Below are 24,771 nucleotides of genomic sequence, written 5' to 3' on the forward strand. Positions count from 1 at the left end.
CACTATGCGACGCAGGTTGGGTCGCAGCTTAAGCTTTGGAACGAGTCCAGAACGAATCGCGCCCGAATCGCTGACTCTTGATTTATCTGGCTTCGTTCACCGCAACATCTCGTGTGGAATAGACATCTTGGAACTAGATCAAGTTCTGCGCGGCTTAACAAGATCACCAATTTCTCCTTGTTTATGAATTCATGGACGCATGAATTCAGCAGCGGGAGTCAACAGGATTTCTTGAAAGCAAAACGGGTCCGTCCGTCTCGGCGAGGTCCCGGAAACTACCGGGTTTTAGCCGCCGTCTGCGGCGGCATGGCCGTCGTGTTGAACTCGGTCGCCTCCATCTTTCCCGTGCCGAGCGGCGTCGGAATCGTCAGACGATAGGGTACCAACACCCGCGTTCCGGCGATGGGAGCGAGCCAAATCTCCATGTTACGCTGGGCGGCGAGATATTTGATCGCAAAACGGTCCGGGACATAGCCGGCGATCGGCGAAAAATAGATCGCACAGACCACGACTGGACCTTGATAGCCTTTTTCCGATTTCACCGTATCCATGCGCTTGAAGCTGAGGCGCAGGTCATAGCGCATGCGGCCGTCGAAGATTCCGGTCGAGGCGTGACAGGCGTCCGGGCCGAGGGGATCGGCGGTACCGGGCACCCGCAGCAGCGTTGCGCTCATTGGGTCGAACACGCCGCGCTTGTGAACATCGGAGACTGGAATACGCCTGGTGTCGACCGGCGGGGTCGGCTCGATGACGAAATCCTTTACATTGCCGCCGGCCAGCGACATGCGAATGGTCTCGGATTTCTTTGAGGACGAGATGGTCGCCGTATAGCTCGATGGAATCAACGCTCCGTTGACGATGCGTCCCTGCGAGGAGCCGGTTCCGGTGCCATGGGCGAGCGCCTTAAGAAGTCCGGTGGCGCCCCCGCTTGCCGCGGCCGAGTATTGATCATCGAGAATATCGACTGCCCAGGCGCCGGTGCCGACAACAATCCCGGCCAGGGTGACGTCATAGTGAGCCTCGAGCTTGCCCTGCGCCGCCGCCGGACCCGTCATCGTCGACATCGCCGCAAAAAACGCAAACGATGCGCCGGTCAGAACCTGAACCGAACAAAGTTTCCATCGGCGCAACATCGCGCGGCATAAGCTCACAACGGGTGATCCTGCATGTCTCCGTCTGGCCTCGCATATTCTCGTTTCGACAGGCAAGGCTCCCCAAGGCCCGCTGACTGCCGTTTATCGTTTATTATGACCGTCGAATGCTCATCCGAATAGAAACCACTGCGAGATCAGCCCGGCAGGTCCGCGCGCGCGAGTAAAGCAGGACCGGTTCGGGGGCTCACCGCTTCGGACCCTGACAAATCCCGGCCTCCTGACCCGCAACGCCCGCGGTCGATGGCATGAGTCGATACGGATTACGCCCTTTATATGATGCACAGCATGATGTACGGGCTCCGCTCGCCGAACCAACCGAAAATGAGGCAGGTTGGCGTTCGTTTGCCCGAACAAGCCCAGTTCAGTCCTGACGCTTGACGCCTTGCCGCTGTCCACCTATACGTCCGCCGTTCCTGAAATGGACGCGATTTCGAACCCCGAGCCTGCCCTGAGGGCCGCCGCCGGGGACGACAGAGGATTTTCGCCATGTCCCGGCGCTGCGAACTGACGGCCAAGGCTCCCCTGGTGGGCCACAGGGTCAGCCACTCCAACATAAAGACCAAGCGGCGTTTTCTGCCGAATCTGGTGAACGTGACTTTCGTGTCGGACACTCTGGCGAGTTCGGTCCGGTTCCGGGTGTCGACCCATGCCCTGAGGAGCGTGGATCACCGCGGAGGCTTCGATGCCTTCCTCTTGAAGGCGAAAGACTCGGAGCTTTCACCAAAGGCGGTGGAGATCAAGCGCCAGATCCAAAAGAAGCAGGCCGCCAAGGCCGGCTAACGTATTCCGCAAAAATAGATAACCGGTTTTGCGACCAGAATATGCGCAAGCTATTGATTGAGAGCTTGCGGCTGACCGGATTTACTCGGCGGCGATACTCTGAGGATGCGCCTTATCCGCTTCTGATTGAACCAGAAGCGCGGCTTCATGATTTTGATTTGACGATTTTGATTTGACGCGTTTTCTTCACGCGGATGTCACCCTTGGGTCAAGCCCGAGGACATGCATTGCTCGAAACGCCCATGGTCCCGATCGTTCGCTCCGGGGGCGCGAGCGTTCCCACAGCTTCAATTCTCGACCAGCGCGAACTGCATCAGCAGCGTACGTTGGAACAACGAAAAGTTGTCGTCGGATACGAGCGTCAGGACGATTTCGCCATTGTCGTTCACGAACGCGCTGAGGCCCTCGAAATTGTCGATCTCCTGCCCGAGGTCAGCCTCGAAAATCGAGGGGCCATCCACCAGCGCGTCGGGCATGATCGCATTGATCTCGATACGACGGATGCGAACGCCGATGCCGCCCGTCAGCGAGAATTTGCGTTCGAGGATCAACAGGTCACCCGAGGGCAGCAAACAGGCATCGCTGATATCGAAATTGTCGGTTCGGCGGATGGCGAACCGGCCGGGCGAGGGTCCGCCGATCAGGAACGCGATGATATTGCGTTCCATATCGAGTCCCCGTTCGGAGATCGCGATCAGCGTACCGCCGAGCGGTCTGTCGCGTGGAACAAAGACCATCGCCTCGATGCCCCTGTTGAACGGCAGCCTGCGGATCGCCGCCGGCGCGTCGATCTCTTCGCCCCGCGCGCGAGTGTCTCCGTTGGCAAAATCAAACCGCATGATCCGGTTGACCCGCTCGATACCGACATAGACCAATGATCCATCGCGCGCGATCGATTCAGTATCGAACCAGCCGCGCTCGGCGATCGGCCTGCCATCGTCACCCAGCATCGGCGCGGCCTCGACGTCCGCGAGCCCAGCCATCTCACCGGACGTCCCATAAACGATGCGACCGGTGAACCAGGCGCCCTTATCGCTCGCGGAAATAAACTGCCGCCCTTTCGAATCCAACAGAAAGCTCGACAGTCCTCCAAAGCCGCGAAACGAGGAGGTCAGGATCAGCCCGCTGCGAAAAGCGAGCGATCCGAAGCGGGTGCGCGCGTGATCGCGCAGATCGAAGGCGGCGACAGGACGGGCATTCACAATGATCGACACCGGCGCTGGCGGTGTGAGTTCGTCGGGTGGCGGCTGCCTCGGCAAGCTTGCGAGCTGCGCGCGGACCGCCGAGTGACGGGTCAACAGCAGACCGGATGCGGTCAGGAGAAACAGGCTGCGGCGATCGATCAACGGTGCCATTCGCGAAGAGGACCAAATCTGTCTGTCATGCGCCCCATACGCCGGGCGGCATTCCCGCCCGGAATGCAACCAAGGCCGGCTTACCGACTACGAATGCAACTTGCGGGGCCACCGGGCCAGGCGAGGCGGCGGATCGTGGGTCTCGCTGAACAGTTCGGCGAGCTGCTCGGTCATGACACCGCCGAGTTCTTCGGCGTCCACGATGGTCACCGCGCGGCGATAATAGCGCGTCACGTCGTGACCGATGCCGATGGCGATCAGTTCGACCGGCGATCGGGTTTCGATTTCCTCGATCACCCATCGCAGGTGGCGCTCGAGATAATTTCCCGGATTGACCGACAGGGTGGAATCGTCGACCGGAGCACCGTCCGAGATCATCATCAAAATTTTGCGCTGTTCGGAGCGGCCCAACAGCCGCTTATGGGCCCAATCCAGCGCCTCGCCGTCGATGTTCTCCTTGAGCAGGCCTTCGCGCATCATCAAGCCCAGGTTTTTCCGTGATCGCCGCCAGGGGGCGTCGGCGGCCTTGTAGATGATATGGCGAAGATCGTTGAGCCGCCCCGGCATCACCGGCTTGCCGGCGGCGAGCCACGCCTCGCGCGACTGACCGCCCTTCCAGGCCCGCGTCGTGAAGCCGAGAATTTCCACTTTGACGCCGCAACGTTCCAGCGTGCGCGCCAGAATGTCGGCGCAGGTCGCGGCCACGGTGATCGGCCGGCCCCGCATCGAACCCGAATTGTCGAGCAGCAGCGTCACCACGGTATCACGGAAGGTCGCCTCCTTCTCGTGCTTGAACGAGAGCGGCTGATATGGATCGATCACCACGCGCGACAGCCGCGCCGGATCGAGAATACCTTCCTCCAGGTCAAACTCCCAGGCGCGATTCTGTTGTGCCATCAAGCGCCGCTGCAGGCGATTGGCGAGCCGCGCCACGATGCCCTGCAAATGCGCAAGCTGTTTGTCGAGATAGCTGCGCAGCCGCTCGAGTTCGTCATGATCGCAGAGGTCTTCGGCAGCGATCACCTCGTCGAATTTCGGCGCGAATGCATGATATTCCGGACCGCGCGGCTCGTTGGCGCCCCTCGCGTTGGGCCGCGTCGCCTCGCCAGGCGTCTCATCCTCGGCAAGGTCGCCGTCGTCGAACGTGTCGCTCACCGAAGCCTGCGCGCTTTCCATGGCGCCGTCCGGCATGTCGTCCGTCGTGTCCTGCGCCTGATCCGCGCTCATCTCCTGGGCGGCCTCGCTATCGGGCGAGCCTTCCGCGCCGGACTGATCGTTCTCGCCCTCGCGATTGTCGTCCTGGTTCTCTTCCTTCTCTGTCTCGGCATTGATGTCGTCACCGAGATCGAGTTCCGACAACAGGTCGTGTACGAGGTCGCCGAACTTCGCCTGATCCTCGGTAAAATGACTGAGCTGATCCAGCCGGGCGCCGATCTTGTCTTCCAGGAACGGCCGCCAAAGATCGACCAACTTGCACGCGGCGGCAGGCGGCGGCAGCCCGGTCAGCCGCTCGCGCACCAGCATTGCCAGCGCATCCGATAGCGGCGCGTCGGCGCGGTCGGTGATCTCGTCATACTTGCCGCGATGGAACTGATCGTCGAGCATCGCAGTCAGATTCTTTGCGACGCCTGTCATCCGGCGTGAGCCGATGGCCTCGACCCGCGCCTGCTCCACCGCGTCGAACACGCCGCGCGCCTGCGGATTGCCGGGCATGAGCTTGCGATGCACTTTCGGGTCATGACAGGCTATTTTCAGCGCGATGGAATCGGCATGACCCCGCACGATCGCCGCGTCGCGCTTGCTCATCTTGCGCCCCGGCTCAGGCAGCCGCGCCTTACCCGGCGACAGGCCGGGCCGTTCGATGGCAAACGTCACCTCAAGTTCAGGTCGCCGGGCGATGGCGCGCAGGCATGACGTGACCGCTCGCTTGAACGGCTCGGTCGGCGCTTCCTTAGGAGAGGTGCGGAACTTGTTGCTGGGTGATGCGGTGCTCATAACCGTCCGGACTGCTTTTCCTTCTTCCCCGTGGAAGGTGGCGCGGATGAAGTCCGTGCCGGTTGAGGAGGTCCTGCATGACTGGAAGAGGCCCCTCGCCCGCCTCCAGCGCGTGACTGCTTGGCGCCCTCTCCGTAAGGGAGAGGGAAGAAAAATCAGCTCAACGCCACGTTGACCGCAGACTCACTCAGTTCGACGTTGAAACAGCGCTGGTAGAATTCAGCCACCAGCGGCCGCTCGAGTTCGTCGCATTTGTTGAGGAACGTGACGCGGAAGGCGAAGCCCAGATCGTCGAAAATCTCGGTGTTCTCCGCCCAGGTGATAACGGTGCGCGGGCTCATCACCGTGGAGAGATCGCCGTTGGCGAAGGCGTTGCGCGTGAGATCCGCCAGCCTCACCATCTTGCCGACGGTGTCACGGCCTTCCGGCGTGCGATAGTGACGGGCCTTGGCCAGGACGATCTCGACCTCGTTGTCGTGCGGCAGATAGTTCAGCGTGGTGACAATGTTCCAGCGATCCATCTGCGCCTGATTGATCTGCTGGGTGCCATGATACAAACCAGAGGTGTCGCCGAGACCGATGGTATTCGCGGTCGCGAACAGGCGGAACGCCGGGTGTGGCTTGATGACCCGGCTCTGGTCGAGCAGGGTCAGGCGCCCTGAGGATTCCAGCACGCGCTGGATCACGAACATCACATCCGGACGGCCGGCATCGTATTCGTCGAAGCACAACGCGACATTGTTCTGATAGGCCCACGGCAGGATGCCGTCGCGGAACTCGGTGACCTGCTTGCCGTCCTTGATCACAATCGCATCCTTGCCGACGAGATCGATCCGGCTGATGTGACTATCGAGATTGACGCGCACGCAAGGCCAGTTCAACCGCGCAGCCACCTGCTCGATATGGGTTGATTTGCCGGTGCCGTGATAGCCGGTCACCATGACGCGGCGGTTCTTGGCGAAGCCGGCGAGAATGGCCAGCGTGGTCGCGCGATCGAAGCGGTAGTCGGAATCAACATCCGGGACATGCGGATCGGTCCCTGAATAGGCAGGAACCTCGAGATCGCTGTCGATTCCGAACACCTGCCGCACCGACACCTTCATGTCTGGCAGGCCCGCGGAAGTCTCGGTCTTGGTTATGGCGGCGGTCGTCATCAATCCTCCGAGGTTCGGGGCGCGCTCCCGAAACCAGGACTGCGCATGGCTGCGAATGAGAAGCTCGCCCGAAATTTAGCAGAGAGCCGTAGCCGGCAGAAGCCCGTCGCGCGATCAAAGTTCCATTGGAATATCATCGAGATAAATACCAAATGCAGATTTGGAAGGACTGACCCGCGAATCAGGTCCCGTCGGCCAAAATTTTGCAGGAACAATTCTTGAACCCAAGATACGATGGAGACGTTTGATCGAACAGGGCGCCAGCCGATCCTGCTCTGGGCTTCCGCGCACATCTTGCCCGGCGCGCTCGCCCGGCGCGCTCGCAATATCGGCCCAGCATCATTATAGCGGGCTGCCTCATCATTTCGGCAAACTGATCTGGATTGCTGCCGTGATCGTCATTGCCGCGATCATCGGCACCGCGACATGGTGGCGCTATCGCGGGCGCGGCTTCAACGTGAACGCCTCTGCGGACAAACCAACCCGGCTAGGGGCAAGGAAAACGCGGCAAAACAACAACCAGGCCTTCGCTTCTGATTCAATCGGAAGCGAGAATGCTCAAGCCATCATTGGAGCGATCATGACCCGACCTCTTGTGGTTTCCATTCCCCACCGCCTCGGCAAGGATGAAGCGCTGCGCCGGATGAAAGCGGGGCTTGGCAGTGCCCGAACGCAATACGCCCAATTGATTCAGGTCAATGAAGAGCTGTGGAGCGGAGATCGTCTGGTTTTTTCCGTTACCGCTATGAAGCAGCAGGTATCGGGAATCATGGACGTGGCGGAAGACCATGTTCGCCTCGAAGTGACGTTGCCATGGCTGCTCAGTCGCCTGGCGCACGGAATTCAGGGCGTTATTCAGAAAAAAGGCACGCTGATGCTTGAGAAGAAAACGGATGAGCGCTGACAAGTTGCGTCAAAGCTCGATGGCAACCGGCGCGAGGCAACCCATCAGGCGCCGCGCACGACCGTCTTCAGATAATTATACGCCTTGATGATCTCGATCAGGCGATCTTCCGTCGAGCGATCACCGCCGTTGGCATCGGGATGATGCTGTTTCACCAGCATCTTGTATTTCGCCTTTACGGTTTCGAGCGTAGCGTCGGCGCCGAGCCCCAAGACTTGCAACGCCTTGCGCTCCGCATTGAATATCTTGCGCGTCTCTGGTTTGGCTTCAAATCCTGACCCGGAACCCGGACGCCACTTTCCGCCGCCATGAAGCTCGCCGAATACGCTGAAGGGATCGGCCACGCCCTCGATATCGATCGCACCACTCCTGCCTTTGCCCTTGGCCCCGTTGGCGCCCATTTTCCAGGTCGGACGGTGGCCGGTCAGCGCATCCTTTTGATAGCGCGCCACCGCTTCCGCATTCATGCCCTGAAAAAAATTATAGGACTGGTTGTAAGCGCGGACGTGGTCGAGGCAAAAATGGAAATAACCGCCTTCGTTGCCGCGACCTTTCGGTGCACGGTGCGGTCCCTTGCTCTCACAGTCCGGCCACTCGCACGCGACCACTTCCTCCCGCGCGCGCGGCTGCTTCGCACCGGCTCTTGGCTTGATGCGGATGTTATCGAAGAATTTCGACGTATCTATCGGCATGGTCTGTGTTTGACACCGCAATGCTCCAGGCTTCAAGTCTTGACATCGCATTTATTCCGTTCGGCATCCGCGCCATTGACGGAAACGAGCGATGAGCGTTAAGTCGCTCGCCATGAGCGTCAAGGATAACATCTCGCAGAAACTCAGCGAAGCTTTCGCGCCGGAAAGCCTCGATGTCGCCGACGAGTCATATCTTCATGAGGGTCACGCCGGCCATCGGCCGGGCGGCGAGACGCATTTCCGTATTCATATTGTATCGCAGGCTTTCGAAGGAAAGAGCCGGGTCGAGCGTCATCGCATGATAAATACGCTGCTTGCCACGGAACTGGCCGGACCCGTTCACGCGCTGGCGATTCGGGCGACGGCACCGGGCGAACAGGAGCGCTGAATGTTGGCCATGCCGGACGGCAAGGTCCGTCCTGGTAATCGCGTCAACCGCACGCCAGCGGTCCGCCGGTAAAAGCCGCTTCCAAGCAGCGTGTCGCGCCCGCGCCGCCCAAAATTCACGGCTGGTTTTTATCGGAAATTAACCCGCTTTTCAGTAAACCGGAGAAGGCTACCTTCGCGTTACGGCAAAACGCGAAGGCAGCAGGACGTAACGCATCCGATTCGACTCGCTGGAATTATCCATGGCCGAAGCAGCCTCGACAGCGCTCATCGCGGAACTGGAAAGTGCGGTGAAGGGCGGCTCATCCGAGCGGCGGCTCCAGATGCTTCGCCAGGTCACCGACCTGTTCCTGTCCGATGCCGACCGGCTCAATGAAAACCAGATCGGCGTCTTCGATGATGTTCTCGTCCGGCTGATGGAGCAGATGGAGGCGCGCGCGCTGGCGCAACTCAGTACCCACCTTTCGGGGTCAAGTCTCGCGCCGAAGGAGACCGTCCGGCAACTTGCGTATCATCAGGATGCGTCGGTCGCGGTACCGGTTTTGACAAAATCAGCCAGACTGTCTGACGGCGACCTGATTGAAATCGCGAGTCTGCGCGGACCTCAGCACCTGCTCGCCATATCGCATCGCGATACCCTGAGCGAAGGAGTGACCGACGTACTGCTCAAACGCGGCGACTCGCGGGTCTCTCATACGCTGGCGAAGAATGCGGGCGCGCGTTTCTCCGAACTCGGCTACGCGGTGCTGGTTGAAAGCTCCCAAAAGGATGATACGCTCGCCGAGAAGCTCGGGCTGCGGCTGGACATCCCGCTCAAGGTGCTCCGCGAGCTTCTGTCGCGAGCCAGCGCGGCGGTGCGAGAGCGTCTGCTCAAGGCCGCGCCCCCTGAAATGCGGGCGAGGATACAGGCCGCGATTCAATCAGTGGTCGAGCAGATCGCCTCCCCCGGCCTGGCGCCGGTCAACTACGCCGAATCGGAGTCGATGGTCCTTGCCCTGAACCGGGCCGGAAAACTCGGCGATCAAACCATCAACCGGTTTGCGATACAAAACGAGTATACCCACATTATTGCCGCGCTCTCGCTTTTGAACTCGGTGAAAATCGAAGCGATCGAGCCGCTGATCACCAACCCCCGCCCCGATGGATTGATCGTCGCCTGCAAGGCCGCACGGCTGAACTGGTCAACGACCAATATGATTCTCCGCAATCGCCCGCATTGCCGTCCTCTGACCAGACAGGAATTCGAGAGCGGTCGCGAAGTGTTCGATGCGCTTTCTCTGTCATCAGCGCAACGCACCATCCGGTTCTGGTCCGCACGCGGCTCGGCGAAAAAGGCCGATGCACCAGACACGGCGGTCGCCGTTTCGGATATCTGAGCCATGAGCTGGGACAGTCGAAAAGCGGATCGGGTGGCATTCGCCACAGGCTACGCCGTCCTGATGATGGGAATCGATGGAACGTGGCAACGGCCATGCACCATGCTGGACATCTCCAACAACGGCGCGCGCCTTCAGGTGAAGGACTCGATCGAAGGACTCAACCTCAAGGAATTCTTCCTGCTGTTATCATCGACCGGCCTCGCCTTTCGTCGCTGTGAACTCGTCCGCGTCAATGGCGACGAGATTGGCGTCAAATTCGTTGAGGACAAGGTACCGGGCAATTTCAAGAAGAAAGGCCGGGCGCCTGCCAAATCCGATTCGTGACGAGATCCGCGCGGCGATCCACGCTCGTTCTCCCCCATTGATTCTGTTAATAGCGGGAAAGCTCCATGCGCCCGCCTTGTTCTGATTTCATCAGAACCTTCGCGAATCGCGAGCCACTCACAACTGTCAGGACATCGTTCCTGTCCGTTTCGGCCTGCTCTCGATTGCCTCCCCGCCACGCGGCACCGGCTGGATGCGCAGCGCCGTGATGCGGTTGCGTTCGCGCCGCAAAACCCTGAAGCGAAAGCCGTAAAAGGTAAAATTCTGGCCACGTTCCGGGATCGAGCGCGCCTCGTGAATCACGAGGCCTGCGATGGTGGTCGCCTCCTCGTCCGGAAGATGCCAGTCCATGGCGCGATTGAGATCCCGGATCGGCACCGAACCATCCACCACCACCGAACCGTCGGCTTGTTGCCGAACGCCGGCTACGACCACGTCGTGCTCGTCGGATATATCACCCACGATCTCCTCGAGAACGTCTTCCAGCGTCACCATGCCCTCGACTTCGCCGTATTCGTCGACCACCAGCGCGAAGTGAGTCTTGCGACGACGAAACGCCTTAAGCTGATCGGACACTGGACGCATTTCCGGCACGAACCAGGGCGGCAGCGCAATCGCGTTGAAGTTAATGCTGGCCACATCGCCCTCCGAGGCGTGGATCGCCCGCAAGAGATCCTTGGCGTGGAGCACACCGACAATGTTCTCCGGCTTGTCGCGCCAGAGCGGAATGCGGGTATATTCGCTGGCAAGCACTTCGCGGACCAGCTCCTCGGGAGGCAAGTCGGCATTGATCGTCACCATCGCGGTGCGGTGAACCATCACGTCTGACACCGCGAGATCGCCGAAGCGGAACACATTCTGAATGTATTCGGCCTCGCCGCTTTCGATTCCGCCGTGCTCGGCGGACTCACCGATCAGCCCTTCGATCTCCGCGCCGGTCAAGACGTCATGTTGCAGGACTTCCCTGACGCGCAGCGCGCGCAAAATGGCGCGCGAGGCCGCATTGAGCAGCCAGTTCAGCGGATAAAACAGGACATAGGAGGCACGGAGCGGATAGGCGATCCACTGCGACACAGGCTCCGGCTGCCGGATCGCCAAGGTCTTCGGCACCTGCTCGCCGATTACGATGTGCAGCGACGAGAATACAAGAAATCCGGTCAGGAACGCGGTCAAATGCAGCGCCGGTTCCGGCATGCCGAGCGGCTTCAGTAGAGGAGCGAGCAGCGCCTCCACCGTTGGCTCGCCAACCCAGCCGAGGCCGAGAGACGCCATGGTGATGCCGAGCTGGCAGCAGGCGAGATAGGCCTCGATATTGCCCATGATGTCGCGCATCAGCCGCGCGCCGAACTGACCGCGCTCCACCATTGCCTTGACTCGATAGCCGCGGCTTTTCACCAGCGCGAATTCCGCCGCGACAAAGAATCCGTTCGCCGCGAGCAGCAGCAAGGCGAGCAGTATCTGCAGGAAAGTCGAACTCATTGCGGTCCCATGGACTTGCCGAACCTATCCGATTCTTACCATGCGCATCCCCTCCGGCGGGTATTGCTGCGAACGTCGGAATCAAAGTTGCAGCGAGAACATTGCGACGTCGGATCAAAATATTAGAGCGCTTTCGAGCGAAGCGGATCCCGCTTCGCGTGAAGAAAACGCGTCAAAACAAGAAACGAGAGCCTCACTTCTGATGTCAATCAGAAGTGAGCATGCTCTAGACCGGCGCGTCGGCGAGCTTGCGGGCAAGAAAATCCCGAACCATCGAGGGCTCGACATCCGACGATACGACCGCCTGACCGATCGCCTTCAGCAGAATGAAGGTCAACCGGCCGCGCTTCACCTTCTTGTCCTGCGCCATCAGCGTCATAAGCGCGTCCGCATCCGCCAGACCTTCCTGCTTGAACCCGGCGATGTCCTGCAAGCGCGTCGGCAGACCCGCCGCCGCCAGGTGCCGCTGGATGCGGGACACATCGGCAGCCGCGATCATTCCGAGTTGCGCCGAGAGTTCGGCGGCCAGGACCATGCCGATCGAGACACCCTCGCCGTGATAAAGGCGCTCGCAAAATCCGGTCGCGGCTTCCAGCGCGTGGCCGAAAGTATGGCCGAGATTGAGCAGCGCACGCTCGCCCGTCTCACGCTCATCGCGGGAGACAATGCCAGCCTTGGCGCGGCAGCTGCCGGCAACCGCCTGCTCCCGCGCAGCGCCCCCCCTGACGATATCCGCATGGCTGGCTTCCAGCCACGCGAAGAACGCTTCATCACCGAGCAGGCCGTATTTGGCGACTTCGGCATAGCCCGCGCGGAACTGGCGCGGCGACAACGTATCGAGCACGGCAGTGTCCGCGACCACCAGGATCGGCTGGTGAAAGGCGCCGACGAGGTTCTTTCCCTGCGGCGAGTTGATGCCTGTCTTGCCGCCCACGGATGAATCCACCTGCGCCAACAGTGAGGTCGGCACCTGCACGAAATCGACGCCACGGCGTACGATCGCGGCGGCGAAACCCGCGAGATCTCCGACCACGCCTCCGCCAAGCGCGACGATAAGATCGTTGCGCTCGATCCTGGCATGGATCAGTTCCTCGCAGACAAATTCGATTCCTTCATAACTCTTTGAAATCTCCCCTTCGTCGACGATGATCCGCGACGTCGCGAGACCGGCGCCGATAAGCGACGCCTCGGTTCGCTGAAGCCAATGGGTGGCGACATATTCGTCGGTGACGATGGCGACGCGCGCGCCGGGACGCAACGTGGCGATTCGCTCGCCCAGCGACGGCAGGATGCCCCGGCCGATGACAATGTCGTAGGAACGCTCACCGAGCGCGACATCAACCGTGATCGGATCGGGGCTTTTCAATGAAGTGGTCATTGCGTGGTGTTCAATCCCCCATCAGGGTTTTTACATCGTGTTGCGTGTTTCAAAGCAGTCATTTAGCCGCTGCAAAGCCTGCGATGAAGCCGGCCGACGCATTCATTGACGATCCATTCGTACGGCACGTCGCGCGAGGCGACGGTGATATCCGCCTGTTGGTAGATGGGCTCGCGCTCGGCGATAAGACGCTCGATTGTCGCGGCGGGATCGGCCGTTTTCAGCAAGGGTCTGTCGGCGCGGCGCCGGACCCGGCGCAGGATCACCTCGGCGTCCGCCTTGAGCCAGATCGAGACCGCCCGCTCGCAGAGGCGTATCCGGGTTTCATCGCGCAGCATGGCGCCGCCACCGGTCGCGAGCACGATCGGGCCGCCATTCAACAGCCGCGCGATCACGCGCGCTTCGCCATCCCGGAAGTGGGGTTCGCCATGAGTTTCGAAAATTTCGGGAATCGACATCCCGGCCGCCAGTTCGATCTCGGCGTCGGCATCGACGAATCGCATCCCAAGACGCGCCGCGAGACGTCGCCCGATGGTGGACTTGCCGGCTCCCATCATGCCGACGAGCGCCAACGACCGGCCGGCGAGCGCCGTGACAATGGCTGTCTCGGGAGATGCGCCGATGTTGGTCGGTGAAATGGTTTCGGACGCCAAAGGACACCTGCCGGAACGCGGTTGCAGTCTGAAGCGGTTTTGACATTCGGCCCTTCGCCGGCGGCGAATGTCGAATCCAAAGCTTTTGACGATCCTTCTTGATCCAGACATCCAGTCAAGGGCGTTCGCTGAACGGGATGCGGTGTCAGGTTGGGACCGCCTCGTCACGATCAGCTATACTACTGTCGTCAAGGGCGTTGCCAGAGACTCTTGCGCTCCGCCTGCGAACATGTTGGTACTTGTTGCGCTCGCCTGAAGGTTAATATCGTGCTCGGGACTGCAAATGCCCAGCCTGTTCCGCTTTCTGACAATCGTCGCGGTGCTCGGCGCGATCGGTTACGGCATTATTTTCGGGCTGGCGAATTTCGTCGAACCGACGCCGCGGGAAATGACGGTGACCGTCCACCCGGATAAATTTCTCAAGAAATAGCTGCTAGAGCTATTCCGGCTTTGACGGAATCCAAGCCGGGCTCCAGCTTTTTGTTTTGACGCGTTTTCTTGACGCGAACAGGTCATTCACTTCGCTCGAAAACGCTATAGGCGGCGGCATGACATCCGACAAAGTCTCCGACACGAAGCTGGCCGCCTTGTTTCTCGACATGCTGGCGGCCGAACAAGGCGCCGGCGAGAACACGCTCGACGCCTACCGCCGGGATCTCGAGGATTTATCCGCGTTCCTCGCCCGCGCGCGGCGGAGTTTCGTCATCGCTGACACCCAGACGCTACGAGACTACCTCAATGACCTCGACCTCAGGGGTTTCAAGTCATCGAGCGTCGCGCGGCGTCTGTCAGCGATGCGTCATCTGTTTCGTTTCCTGCTGAGCGAACGCGTCAGGAGCGACGATCCCGCGGCCATCCTTTCAGGGCCAAAACGCGGACGCAGCCTGCCGAAAATCCTGTCGATAGCCGATGTCGACCGCCTGCTCGCGCGCGCAAAGGCGGATGCCGAATCTCCCGACATCTCACCTGCCCGGCGATTACGCGCGGCGCGGCTGTATTGCCTGCTGGAAGTGCTCTATGCCACCGGCCTGCGTGTCTCCGAACTGGTCTCCCTGCCGCTGTCGGCGGCGCGGCGCGACGCCCGCATGATCGTGGTGCGCGGCAAGGGCGGCAAGGAGCGGCTAGTGCCGCTCAACGATGCGTCGCGGCAGGCGATGGCAAACTATCTCGTCGCGATCGACGATCAGCGCGGCGCGGGCAAAACTGCGGCGACACGACCGAAATGGCTGTTTCCGTCGTTCGGCGATAGCGGCCACCTGACGCGCCAGCACTTTGCGCGTGAGCTGAAGGAACTCGCGGCGGCGGCCGGTCTCGCGCCCCGGCTGGTCTCGCCGCACGTGCTGCGCCATGCCTTCGCAAGCCATCTGCTGCATAACGGCGCGGACCTGCGGATCGTGCAGACATTGCTCGGCCATACCGACATCTCGACCACGCAAATCTATACCCACGTCGTAGAAGAGCGCCTGAAAAGCCTGGTGCGCGACCTGCACCCGTTAGCGGAAGCCTGACCGGCCGCGTAGACGCAGACGCTTTCGAACAGACATCGCAACCCCGGCCCCGACGTCCGCACCCTCGCTTCGCCCTTGACTTAACGCCAATCAGCCGCGAAAGAGCGCTCGCGCCCAACCGCGCCGAACCAGCTCTCGGGCGTCCAGTCTCTCCCGCCTCCTAAATATTTGACAAAAATGACTTTTCTCTATCCGATCGATAGATTTCGCCTCCACGCGCCTTCGTCTCTATACTGCTGGAATGCCCGACCCCATGCGTAGCTACCTCGATTTCGAAAAACCCGTCGCCGAGCTTGATTCCAAGATCGACGAACTCCGTGCGCTCGCTGCCTCCGGCAGCGACATCAGCGAGGAGATTTCCAGTATCGAGGAGAAGGCCGCGCAGGCTCTGAAGGATCTCTACGCCAACCTGACTCCCTGGCAGAAAACCCAGGTGGCCCGGCACCCGCAACGTCCGCACTTCTCTGATTTCGTCAAGGGCCTCATTACCGAGTTCACGCCGCTGGCCGGCGACCGCAAGTTCGGCGAAGACGAGGCGCTCATCGGCGGCTTCGGCCGCTTCCGGGGCGAAAGCATCTGCGTCATCGGACAGGAGAAAGGCGCAACCACCGAAAGCCGGCTGAAGCACAATTTCGGAATGGCGCGCCCGGAAGGCTACCGCAAGGCGGTCCGGCTGATGGACATGGCCGACCGTTTCGACATTCCCGTGCTGTCGCTGATCGATTCCGCGGGAGCCTATCCCGGCATCGGCGCCGAGGAGCGCGGTCAGGCCGAGGCGATCGCGCGCTCGACCGACGCGTGCCTGTCGCTCGGCGTCGCCAATATCGCCGTGATCATCGGCGAGGGCGGCTCCGGCGGCGCGATCGCGATCGCGACCGCCAACCGCGTGCTGATGCTGGAACACGCGATCTATAGCGTGATCTCTCCGGAAGCCGCATCGTCGATACTCTGGCGGGATGGCTCCAAGGCGCAGGAAGCCGCGACCAACATGAAGATCACGGCGCAGGACTTGCTGCGGTTCGGCGTGATCGACGCCATTCTCAGGGAGCCGGCGGGCGGCGCCCATCGCGATCCCGCCGCCGTCGTCGCGCTGACCGGGGCCGCCATCGCCGAGGCGCTGAACGATCTGCGCTCTCTCGAGCGTGACGCGCTTCGCAAGCAGCGCCGGCAGAAATTTCTCGATATCGGGCGTAAACTGGGCTGAGCAGGGTGCTTCGTCACGTCTGGCGACACGAATTCATGCCTCTCCGATCACAGGCAAGCGGGAGTTTGCCCCCCGGCGTATCATGGCCGTTCCGGAACATGGCTTTTCGGGAAGTCGCCGGATCGCCCTAATTCAGCCTCGCGGGGAATATTTAATCTCCATTCACCATCGAAGCCAGTGTTCGCCTCGTTCGGTTCCGCTCGGCTTGCGGTCACGCAGGCTTAAGGATAATATTTTATTCAATGGCTTGGGGCAGGATGCCATGAATGGGGGTGCAGGCTTGCCTGTCTCTTGCGGAGCTTTGCTGTGATCAGTCGCTCGACCGCTCGCGCGATCATGACCTTGGCCGCGCTGACGGGCGGAACGCTTCTGGCCGGCTGCAACACCGACGACGCCTCGCTCGCGAGCAACGCCAAGGCCAACCGGCCGGTTCCCCCCAAGCTCGTCGCTGCCATGACCGCGAAGGACATGGAACTGCAATCGCCGATCCTGATCCGCCTCTTCAAGCAGGAGGCCGAGCTCGAAGTCTGGAAGCAGGACCGATCGGGCAAGTTCGCACTGCTCAAGATCTACCCGATTTGCCGCTGGTCCGGCGATCTTGGCCCCAAGACGCGTGAGGGAGACCGTCAGGCTCCGGAAGGATTCTACAGTATCACGCCCGCGCAGATGAACCCACGCTCCTCCTATTATCTCTCGTTCAACACCGGCTACCCCAACGAGTTCGACAAGTCATTGGGACGCACCGGTTCGCAATTGATGGTGCATGGCGACTGCTCCTCGCGCGGATGCTACGCCATGACCGACGAGCAGATTGCCGAAATCTACGCCGTCGGCCGGGAGTCATTCTTCGGCGGTCAGCGCGCCTTCCAGCTTCAAGCCTATCCGTTCCGCATGACGGCTGCGAACCTTGCGAAGCACCGCAACAATCCGAACATGCCGTTCTGGAAGATGATCAAGGAAGGCAACGATCATTTCGAAGTGACGCGTCAAGAGCCGAAGGTCGCATTCTGCGAGCATAAGTACGTGTTCGATCCGGCGCCTCCGCCCGGCTCAACCCGGCCGCTTGAGTTCAACGCCTCGGCGAGATGTCCGGCCTATGCGGTGCCTGACGACATCGCAAGCGCCGTACGCGAGAAGCAGCAGCGCGACAACGCCGAAATCGCCAACCTGATCTCGAAAGGATCGCCGGTCGCCAAGCTCAACACCGGAATCGACGGCGGTATGAACCGAGTGTTCGCCGCCAAGCTGCCGCAAGGTCAGACGGGGCTTTCAGATCCCGTGGAACCCGGCCTGAGGGCCGCGGCGTTTTCGCCGGCACCCGGCACGATTCCGCCGACGGTCAACCCGCCGCGCAATTCAGCGGCAGCGACGGTTACGACCTCATACGAACCGGAGACCGACGTGACAAGGCCGTCGTCATCTCTGCTCGCCCCTTCCAAGCCGAACAACATCTTCACCAACCTCGCCCGCAAGATTGGTTTCGGAGACGCCGACACGACTGCCACAACCAAAGGCTCTGTTTCGGCTTCGGCCAAAGAATCTGCTCCGGCCAGACCGAAGGCCGCAACTCCGGCGCGAAGCGCTCGGTCGCGCCCGACCGTGGCGAAACACGCAACGCCTAAACCGGCAGAGAAGACGGCCCGAAAGGCGGCCAAGCCCGAACACGTCGCGACCGCGCGTCCGCAATCCAGATCAGCGGAGACGGTGGCCACACCGACTCCGAGCACCGCGCCGGTGGCGTCAACGGGCTCGTTCGACAGCCGCTTCTCGGCGTTCCGCTAGAGTCTGTTTCAACTGCGTTGAACCGACTCGTCGCTTATATTTTTGTTTGAGCATGATCTTTTCCCGAAAACCGGTTTCCGGTTTTCGGGATCATGTCAGACCGGCGTTTTTCCCGGCCATACGACGCGGTCTTAGAGCGTTTTCGAGCGAAGTGGACACCGGTTCGCGTGAAGAAAACGCGACAAAACAAAATCATAGAGCTCGTTTCTGATTCTATCAGAAGCGGCTAGGAGACTGTCGACCTCTGACAGAAATCAGAAGCATGCCTTCATGATTTTAATCTGAAGCGTTGTCTTCACCCGAACCCGTATCCATCCTGGGTCAAGCCGGAGGCGCGAAAACGCTCTGGGGCTCGCTCGCCACGAATGATAGGCCACGTCAGGGAGCCTCAGGCGTAGCGACCATGGCAATGCTTGTACTTTTTGCCCGAACCGCAAGGACAATCCTCGTTGCGGCCAACCTTGCCCCAACTCGCCGGATTATTCGGATCACGGCTGGAACGGCCGGCGTTCGCAGCCGGCGCCAATGAAATTCCGGCAAGACTGCCTTGCGCAAACGCCATCTCGTCCTCGCCGGTATTCGGATCGAGCTTGTGGGCTTCCATTACAGGTAGCATCGGCTCCTCCTCGGGCGGCACGATCTCGACGCGCATCAACTGCCCCGTCACCGCTTCGCGCAGGTGGGCGATCAAGCTCTCGAAAAGGGAAAAGGCTTCCGACTTGTATTCCTGCAGCGGATCGCGCTGGCCATAGCCGCGCAGGCCGATGACCTGGCGCAGATGATCAAGCATCACGAGGTGTTCGCGCCAGAGATGATCCAGCGTCTGTAGCAGGATGGTCTTCTCGACGTAGCGCATGACGTCAGGCCCCCACTGCCCGACCTTGGCCGCCATATGCTCGTCGACACGGCTTTCGATACGCGACAGCAACTCCTCGCCGGCGATGCCCTCTTCCGCGGCCCATTCATCGACCGGCAACTCGATGTCGAGCACGCGCTTCAGCTCTTCTTTCAGGCCGGTGACATCCCACTGCTCAGGATATTGGTTCTCAGGTACATGCTTTGAGACGAGGTCCTCGACAAACGCATGGCGCATGTCGTCGACGGTTTCGGCGACGCTTTCGTTCTTCATCAGATCGACGCGCTGTTCGAAGATCACCTTGCGCTGGTCGTTCTGCACGTCGTCGTACTTGAGCAAGTTCTTGCGAATGTCGAAGTTGCGCGCCTCGACCTTCTGCTGCGCCTTCTCCAGGGCCTTATTGATCCAGGGGTGGGTGATCGCCTCGCCTTCTTTAAGGCCAAGCCGCTGCAACATGGTGTCGAGCCGATCCGATCCGAAGATCCGCATCAGATCATCGTCCAGCGACAGGAAGAATTTCGAACGGCCAGGATCGCCCTGGCGGCCGGAGCGCCCGCGCAACTGGTTGTCGATGCGCCGCGACTCGTGACGTTCCGAACCGATGATGTAGAGCCCGCCGGGGCGGGTCACGGTTTTGGCCGGTTTTGATCCCTTGGCCGGCTCGATCTCGATGACCTCTTCCGCCTTGAGCACCATGTCGCGGAAGCGCTCGATATCGGCCTTGATCTCCGCCAGCTTCGCTTCCTTCTCAGCTTCGTCCGTAATGTCGGCCGTCTCGGCCTGAGCGCGCATCTCCAGCGAGCCGCCGAGTTTGATATCGGTGCCGCGACCGGCCATGTTGGTCGCGATGGTGATCGCGCCGGGCACGCCGGCCTCGGCGACGATATAGGCTTCCTGCTCATGGAAGCGGGCGTTCAGCACCGCGAACAGCTTTGCCGGTTTGCTGGCGCGAGCCGCAGCGTACAGCTTCCGCATCGATTTCGGATCGCTGAAATCGATCTGCTTGTAACCATGCTTCTTCAGATAGTCGGCGAGCACTTCGGATTTCTCGATCGAGGCAGTACCGACCAACACCGGCTGCATCCGCGCGTTGGCGCGCTCAACCTCGGCCATGATCGCGGCGTACTTCTCGTTCTGGGTCCGGTAGACCTCGTCGTCCTCGTCGAGACGCGCAATCGGCAGATTGGTCGGTATCTCGACGACTTCGAGCTTGTAGATGTCGGCCAGTTCATCGGCTTCCGTCGCCGCAGTGCCGGTCATGCCTGCAAGCTTCTTGTACATCCGGAAGTAGTTCTGGAAGGTGATCGAGGCCAGCGTCTGGTTCTCAGGCTGAACCGGCTGATGCTCTTTCGCTTCCAGCGCCTGATGCAGACCTTCCGAATAGCGGCGACCGGGCATCATCCGGCCAGTGAATTCATCGATGATGACGACCTCGCCGTCGCGGACGATGTAGTCCTTGTCGCGGGTAAACAACGAATGCGCGCGCAGCGCCTGGTTGATGTGGTGAACGACGGAGACGTTCTCGACGTCGTAGAGCGAATCACCCTTGAGCTGGCCGGCCTCGCGCAGCAGCGTCTCGATCTTCTCCATGCCGGCCTCGGTGAGCGCCACCGTGCGCTGTTTCTCGTCGACCTCGTAGTCGGTCACCTTTTCGAGATTCGGCATGAATGTGTCGATGGTGTTGTAGAATTCGGAGCGGTCGTCGAGCGGGCCGGATATGATCAGCGGCGTCCGGGCCTCGTCGATCAGAATCGAATCGACCTCGTCGACGATGGCGAAGAAGTGCTCGCGCTGGACCATGTCCTCCAGACGGTACTTCATATTGTCGCGCAGATAGTCGAAGCCATATTCGTTGTTGGTGCCGTAGGTGATGTCGCAGGCATAGGCCGCCTTGCGCTCGACATCGTCGAGGCCGTGCACGATCACGCCGGTGGTGAGGCCAAGGAAGGAGTAGATCTGCGACATCCAGCCGGCGTCTCGGCGGGCGAGATAGTCGTTGACGGTGACGACGTGAACGCCATTGCCGGCCAGCGCGTTGAGATAAACGGCAAGCGTGGCGACCAGCGTCTTGCCTTCGCCGGTCTTCATCTCGGCGATATCGCCCTCATGGAGCACCATGCCGCCGACCAACTGCACATCGAAATGCCGCTGGCCGAGGGTTCGCTTGGCTGCCTCGCGCACTGTGGCGAAGGCCGGAACGAGAATGTCGTCGAGGGTCTTGCCGGTTGCAAGCTGTTGTCTGAATTCGGCGGTGCGCGCCCGCAGCGCCTCGTCCGACAGCGCGGCGATTTCGGGCTCCAGGGCGTTGATGGCTTTGACGCGGGATTGATATCCCTTGACCCGCCGATCGTTGGCGGAACCGAAAAACTTGCGGGCAAACGCGCCAATCATCCCAAATTCCTGTCTTCGCGGTTTGCCGTTGCAGCCATGTGGTCGTCTCCTGGAGCTCCGCTTCTGATGGTTCAGAAGCGGCAACGAGTTTGCTTCACGCGAACCGGAAATCCCGTTCGAAAAAGCTCGAGGGTCCGAACCCGAATGAGTTCGAACCACCGAAGTCCGCCTGGGTCTGCGGCGCCTTCGGACTTCGCAACCACCGCAGGAGCCGCCTATCAACTCAACTCATCGTGACGCATCAGGGCCGAAAGTCCCGAAAGCCGAGCGTCCGCATAGTGGGTTGAGATTCGGTGACCCGGGGTTCAATCGCAAAAGCACAGTCAGAACCCGCCTTTGCTGTCGACCGTCCGGCAGAAATATGGCCGGCCCCGGGGGTTGTCAACGGTGGCCGGAACACCGGTTCGAAGCGTCTGCGACTGAAACGGCGGCGTCCGCCTGTCCGGAGTTCATGATTTTGACAGAGTTTTCGCATTGCCAAGACCCCACGATTGAGCGAGTGTCCGCCGCCCCACATCCTCCTCCTGGAGATCAAGGACTTCTCATGACCATCCTATTGCCCGCAACGAAACACAGTCTGCGCGTTCGCCTGGCTTCGTCCGCTCTCGGCGGCTGCCTGGCCGCTGTCCTGTTCGTCGGCACCCCGGTCCACGCAGCCGATGCGGATCCCGTGCTGGCAAAAGTTAACGGCACCGAGATCCACCAGAGCGACGTTAATCTTGCCGAGCAGGAATTGGGTCCGAGCCTCGCGCAGATGGATCCGGCGGCCAAGCAGGAGAACATACTGTCTTTCCTTATTGACATGAAGATCATCACCAAGGCCGCCGAAGAAAAGAAAATTGAAAACAGCGAGGAGTTCAAAAAACGGCTCGCCTTCGCCCGCGATCGTTTGTTGATGGACAGGCTGCTGGCGTCCCAGGGCAAAGCGGCGATCACCGACGACGCCATGAAGACCGTCTACGCGGATGCCTCCAAGCAGATCACCAGCGAACAGGAGGTTCATGCCCGCCACATCCTGGTGCCGACAGAGGACGAGGCCAAGAAGATCGAGGGCGAATTGAAGAAAGGCGCGGACTTCGCCGAACTTGCCAAGAAAGAATCCAAGGATCCCGGGGCCTCCGACGGCGGCGACCTCGGCTTCTTCACCAAGGAGCAGATGGTACCGGAATTTTCAAAGGTCGCCTTTGCGCTGGAGCCCGGCAAGATTTCCGACCCGGTCAAAACCCAGTTCGGCTGGCACATCATCAAGGTCGAGGAAAAACGCGCCCGCAAAGCCCCCGACTTCGATCAGGTCAAGCCGCAAATCGAGCAGTTTGTGACACGAAAGGCGCAGGCAGAATACGTCGCCAAGCTACGCGAGACCGCCAAGATCGAGCGCATGAACAAGCCGGCCGCTCCGGCAGGCGGAGACAAGGCCGGCTCCGCCAAACCCGCAGACGGTAAAACGCCGGCGAAGAAGTAAAATTGACGAGCTAATATTGAGGATCGATGGGCGGGATGAGACAATCATCCCGCCCATTTTACATCCGGCTCTTTTCTTCCCTCTCCCCTTGTGGGAGAGGGTGGCTGAAATAAGCGAAGCGAATACGCGCCGGGTGAGGGATCATCGCACGGCCAGGCCTACCCCTCACCCGCTTCGCGACGTCGCCGCTCAACGTCCTCTCCGCAAGGGGAGAGGACGAAACGCCGAGGCCCGCCGCATGTCCACCATATCCCCCCTCGCCCCGACCGATGTCCCGGACATGCCCGCGATCGCAGGCGTCCGCCTCGCGACCGCCGCGGCCGGCATCCGCTACAAGGGCCGCACCGACGTGCTGCTGGCCCTACTGGACAAAGGCACGACGGTGGCCGGCGTATTCACCAAATCGAAGTGCCCGTCGGCGCCGGTCGAGTGGTGCCGCGCGCGATTGAAAGGCGGCAGCGCGCGGGCCTTGGTGGTGAACTCGGGCAACGCCAACGCCTTCACGGGCAAGACCGGCCGCGAGGCCACCAAGCTGACCGCCGACATCGCCGCCAAGGCGGCCGGCTGCAAGGCTAGCGATATCTATCTTGCCTCGACCGGCGTGATCGGCGAACCGCTTGACGCCACGAAATTCAACGGCGTGCTGGAAACGCTGGGGCGCGACGCCGCACCGGATCGCTGGATGGACGCCGCGCGCGCCATCATGACCACCGACACATTTCCGAAGGTCGGGACCGCGCGCGTGAAGCTCGGCAAGGCCGCCGTCACCATCAACGGCATCGCCAAGGGCGCCGGGATGATCGCGCCCGACATGGCGACCATGCTTTCGTTTGTCTTTACCGATGCGCCAATTGCGGCAGCAGCCTTGCAATCGCTGTTGAAGAGCGGCGTCGAAGACACCTTCAACGCCATTACCATCGACAGCGATACATCCACCTCCGATACGCTTCTGGCGTTCGCGACCGGCGCCGCGAGCGCCCGCGGCGCGCCCAAAATCAGCCGCGCCAGCGATCCCCGCATGAAAGCATTCGCGAAAGCGTTTCACGGCGTGCTGGCCGATCTCGCCGAACAGGTGGCGCGCGACGGCGAAGGCGCGCGCAAGCTGGTCGAGGTCATCGTCGAAGGCGCGTCATCGAAGGCATCGGCGCGCAAAATCGCCAAGTCGATCGCCAATTCGCCGCTGGTGAAGACCGCGATCGCGGGCGAGGACGCCAACTGGGGCCGTGTGGTGATGGCGGTGGGCAAGGCCGGCGAGCCAGCCGACCGCGACAAGCTGTCGATCTATTTCAACAGCATTCGCGTCGCAAAACGCGGCGCGCGGGACCCGTCTTACAACGAGGCGGAAGTCTCGAAGACCATGAAGAACGACAGGATTCAGATCAAGACAACGCTCGGCCTCGGCAAGGGCCGCGACCGCGTGCTGACCTGCGACCTCACCAAGGAGTATGTTGCGATCAACGGCGATTACCGGTCGTGAAGCTCACCCTGGTCGTCGCCTGCGCGCTGATCGACGCCGACAACCGCGTACTGATCGCGCAGCGGCCGGAAGGCAAGCAACTTGCCGGCCTGTGGGAGTTTCCCGGCGGCAAGTTCGAGCCTGGAGAACGCCCCGAAGAGGCGCTGATCCGTGAACTGCGCGAGGAACTCGGAATCGTCACGCAGGAGGGATGCCTGGCGCCGCTGACCTTCGCAAGCCACGCTTACGAAAGTTTCCACCTGCTGATGCCACTCTACATCTGCCGGCGCTGGGAAGGCACGGTGACCTCGAAAGAGGGGCAGGCGCTGAAGTGGGTTCGGGCCAACAAGCTTCGTGACTATCCGATGCCGCCCGCGGACATCCCTCTGATACCGCCGTTGATCGATCTGTTGATGTAGACAATTTCGCACGGCAACGCGTTGCCGTCATGGCCGGCCTTGTGCCGGGCATGACGGCA

At 61.1% G+C, this 24,771-nt stretch carries 21 protein-coding genes; 12 read left to right on the plus strand and 9 right to left on the minus strand.

Annotated elements, in window-relative coordinates; translation table 11 throughout:
* Nucleotides 1-275: 275 nt before the first annotated feature.
* Nucleotides 276-1,133, minus strand: a complete 858-nt coding sequence (locus NB311A_RS10955) for a DUF3108 domain-containing protein (RefSeq protein WP_009798612.1) — start codon at nucleotides 1,131-1,133, stop codon at nucleotides 276-278.
* 507 nt (nucleotides 1,134-1,640) lie between these two features.
* On the opposite strand from NB311A_RS10955, the gene rpmB reads away from it, so the two are divergent.
* Nucleotides 1,641-1,934: a 50S ribosomal protein L28 gene (gene rpmB, locus NB311A_RS10960; protein WP_009798613.1), complete on the plus strand. Its 294-nt coding sequence runs from the start codon at nucleotides 1,641-1,643 to the stop codon at nucleotides 1,932-1,934.
* Between the two features lie 287 nt (nucleotides 1,935-2,221).
* Here the strand turns inward: rpmB and NB311A_RS10965 are convergent, their stop codons facing one another.
* The 3 genes from NB311A_RS10965 to cobS all read right to left on the minus strand — a co-directional run bounded on the left by NB311A_RS10965 (nucleotide 2,222) and on the right by cobS (nucleotide 6,438).
* Complete coding sequence (locus NB311A_RS10965) at nucleotides 2,222-3,289, minus strand: esterase-like activity of phytase family protein (protein WP_009798615.1); 1,068 nt, start codon at nucleotides 3,287-3,289, stop codon at nucleotides 2,222-2,224.
* Nucleotides 3,290-3,376: 87 nt separating this feature from the next.
* Nucleotides 3,377-5,284 (minus strand): cobaltochelatase subunit CobT, encoded by a 1,908-nt coding sequence (gene cobT / locus NB311A_RS10970; RefSeq protein ID WP_009798616.1) that lies wholly within the window; start codon nucleotides 5,282-5,284, stop codon nucleotides 3,377-3,379.
* Between the two features lie 155 nt (nucleotides 5,285-5,439).
* Complete coding sequence (cobS, locus tag NB311A_RS10975; protein ID WP_009798617.1) at nucleotides 5,440-6,438, minus strand: cobaltochelatase subunit CobS; 999 nt, start codon at nucleotides 6,436-6,438, stop codon at nucleotides 5,440-5,442.
* Nucleotides 6,439-7,018: 580 nt separating this feature from the next.
* Here cobS and NB311A_RS10980 point away from each other — a divergent pair.
* Entirely contained in the window at nucleotides 7,019-7,342 is a 324-nt protein-coding gene (locus NB311A_RS10980) for a polyhydroxyalkanoic acid system family protein (RefSeq protein ID WP_040674921.1), read from the plus strand.
* Nucleotides 7,343-7,386: 44 nt separating this feature from the next.
* Here the strand turns inward: NB311A_RS10980 and NB311A_RS10985 are convergent, their stop codons facing one another.
* Nucleotides 7,387-8,034: a J domain-containing protein gene (locus NB311A_RS10985; protein ID WP_009798619.1), complete on the minus strand. Its 648-nt coding sequence runs from the start codon at nucleotides 8,032-8,034 to the stop codon at nucleotides 7,387-7,389.
* A gap of 112 nt (nucleotides 8,035-8,146) precedes the next feature.
* Between NB311A_RS10985 and NB311A_RS10990 the strand changes: the two genes are divergently transcribed.
* The 3 genes from NB311A_RS10990 to NB311A_RS11000 all read left to right on the plus strand — a co-directional run bounded on the left by NB311A_RS10990 (nucleotide 8,147) and on the right by NB311A_RS11000 (nucleotide 10,124).
* On the plus strand, nucleotides 8,147-8,422 hold the full coding sequence (locus NB311A_RS10990; protein ID WP_040674924.1) for a BolA family transcriptional regulator: 276 nt from the start codon (nucleotides 8,147-8,149) through the stop codon (nucleotides 8,420-8,422).
* A 241-nt stretch (nucleotides 8,423-8,663) separates the two neighbouring features.
* A complete protein-coding gene (locus NB311A_RS10995) occupies nucleotides 8,664-9,797 on the plus strand; it encodes a DUF2336 domain-containing protein (RefSeq protein ID WP_009798622.1) in 1,134 nt (377 codons plus the stop codon).
* Nucleotides 9,798-9,800: 3 nt separating this feature from the next.
* Complete coding sequence (locus NB311A_RS11000; RefSeq protein ID WP_009798623.1) at nucleotides 9,801-10,124, plus strand: PilZ domain-containing protein; 324 nt, start codon at nucleotides 9,801-9,803, stop codon at nucleotides 10,122-10,124.
* A 126-nt stretch (nucleotides 10,125-10,250) separates the two neighbouring features.
* Here the strand turns inward: NB311A_RS11000 and NB311A_RS11005 are convergent, their stop codons facing one another.
* From NB311A_RS11005 to NB311A_RS11015, 3 genes are all read right to left on the minus strand, one after another.
* The gene (locus NB311A_RS11005; protein ID WP_009798624.1) at nucleotides 10,251-11,603 is read right to left on the minus strand and encodes an HlyC/CorC family transporter; all 1,353 of its coding nucleotides are present in this window, start codon (nucleotides 11,601-11,603) and stop codon (nucleotides 10,251-10,253) included.
* Between the two features lie 226 nt (nucleotides 11,604-11,829).
* The gene (gene aroB / locus NB311A_RS11010) at nucleotides 11,830-12,981 is read right to left on the minus strand and encodes a 3-dehydroquinate synthase (protein ID WP_009798625.1); all 1,152 of its coding nucleotides are present in this window, start codon (nucleotides 12,979-12,981) and stop codon (nucleotides 11,830-11,832) included.
* 62 nt (nucleotides 12,982-13,043) lie between these two features.
* A complete protein-coding gene (locus NB311A_RS11015) occupies nucleotides 13,044-13,634 on the minus strand; it encodes a shikimate kinase (RefSeq protein WP_009798626.1) in 591 nt (196 codons plus the stop codon).
* A 283-nt stretch (nucleotides 13,635-13,917) separates the two neighbouring features.
* Here NB311A_RS11015 and NB311A_RS11025 point away from each other — a divergent pair, with 283 nt between their 5' ends.
* The 4 genes from NB311A_RS11025 (at nucleotide 13,918) to NB311A_RS11040 (ending at nucleotide 18,128) form a co-directional block, all read left to right on the plus strand.
* Complete coding sequence (locus NB311A_RS11025; protein ID WP_009798628.1) at nucleotides 13,918-14,064, plus strand: hypothetical protein; 147 nt, start codon at nucleotides 13,918-13,920, stop codon at nucleotides 14,062-14,064.
* Between the two features lie 118 nt (nucleotides 14,065-14,182).
* Nucleotides 14,183-15,142: a site-specific tyrosine recombinase XerD gene (gene xerD / locus NB311A_RS11030; RefSeq protein WP_040674927.1), complete on the plus strand. Its 960-nt coding sequence runs from the start codon at nucleotides 14,183-14,185 to the stop codon at nucleotides 15,140-15,142.
* 241 nt (nucleotides 15,143-15,383) lie between these two features.
* Nucleotides 15,384-16,346: an acetyl-CoA carboxylase carboxyltransferase subunit alpha gene (locus tag NB311A_RS11035; protein ID WP_040674752.1), complete on the plus strand. Its 963-nt coding sequence runs from the start codon at nucleotides 15,384-15,386 to the stop codon at nucleotides 16,344-16,346.
* A gap of 306 nt (nucleotides 16,347-16,652) precedes the next feature.
* Nucleotides 16,653-18,128, plus strand: a complete 1,476-nt coding sequence (locus NB311A_RS11040) for a murein L,D-transpeptidase family protein (RefSeq protein ID WP_009798631.1) — start codon at nucleotides 16,653-16,655, stop codon at nucleotides 18,126-18,128.
* Between the two features lie 388 nt (nucleotides 18,129-18,516).
* On the opposite strand, the gene secA is transcribed toward NB311A_RS11040, so the two are convergent.
* A complete protein-coding gene (gene secA / locus NB311A_RS11045; protein ID WP_009798632.1) occupies nucleotides 18,517-21,375 on the minus strand; it encodes a preprotein translocase subunit SecA in 2,859 nt (952 codons plus the stop codon).
* Between the two features lie 544 nt (nucleotides 21,376-21,919).
* On the opposite strand from secA, the gene NB311A_RS11050 reads away from it, so the two are divergent.
* From NB311A_RS11050 to mutT, 3 genes are all read left to right on the plus strand, one after another.
* Nucleotides 21,920-22,837 carry a peptidylprolyl isomerase gene (locus NB311A_RS11050; protein ID WP_009798633.1) on the plus strand — a complete coding sequence of 306 codons (918 nt, stop codon included), beginning with the start codon at nucleotides 21,920-21,922 and terminating at the stop codon, nucleotides 22,835-22,837.
* A gap of 238 nt (nucleotides 22,838-23,075) precedes the next feature.
* Nucleotides 23,076-24,314, plus strand: coding sequence for a bifunctional glutamate N-acetyltransferase/amino-acid acetyltransferase ArgJ (gene argJ / locus NB311A_RS11055; protein WP_040674755.1), 1,239 nt, complete (start codon nucleotides 23,076-23,078; stop codon nucleotides 24,312-24,314).
* A complete protein-coding gene (gene mutT, locus NB311A_RS11060; protein ID WP_009798635.1) occupies nucleotides 24,311-24,712 on the plus strand; it encodes an 8-oxo-dGTP diphosphatase MutT in 402 nt (133 codons plus the stop codon). Before argJ ends, mutT begins: the two co-directional genes overlap by 4 nt.
* Nucleotides 24,713-24,771 lie beyond the last annotated feature (59 nt).

Source organism: Nitrobacter sp. Nb-311A, from assembly GCF_000152905.1.
Lineage (GTDB): Bacteria > Pseudomonadota > Alphaproteobacteria > Rhizobiales > Xanthobacteraceae > Nitrobacter.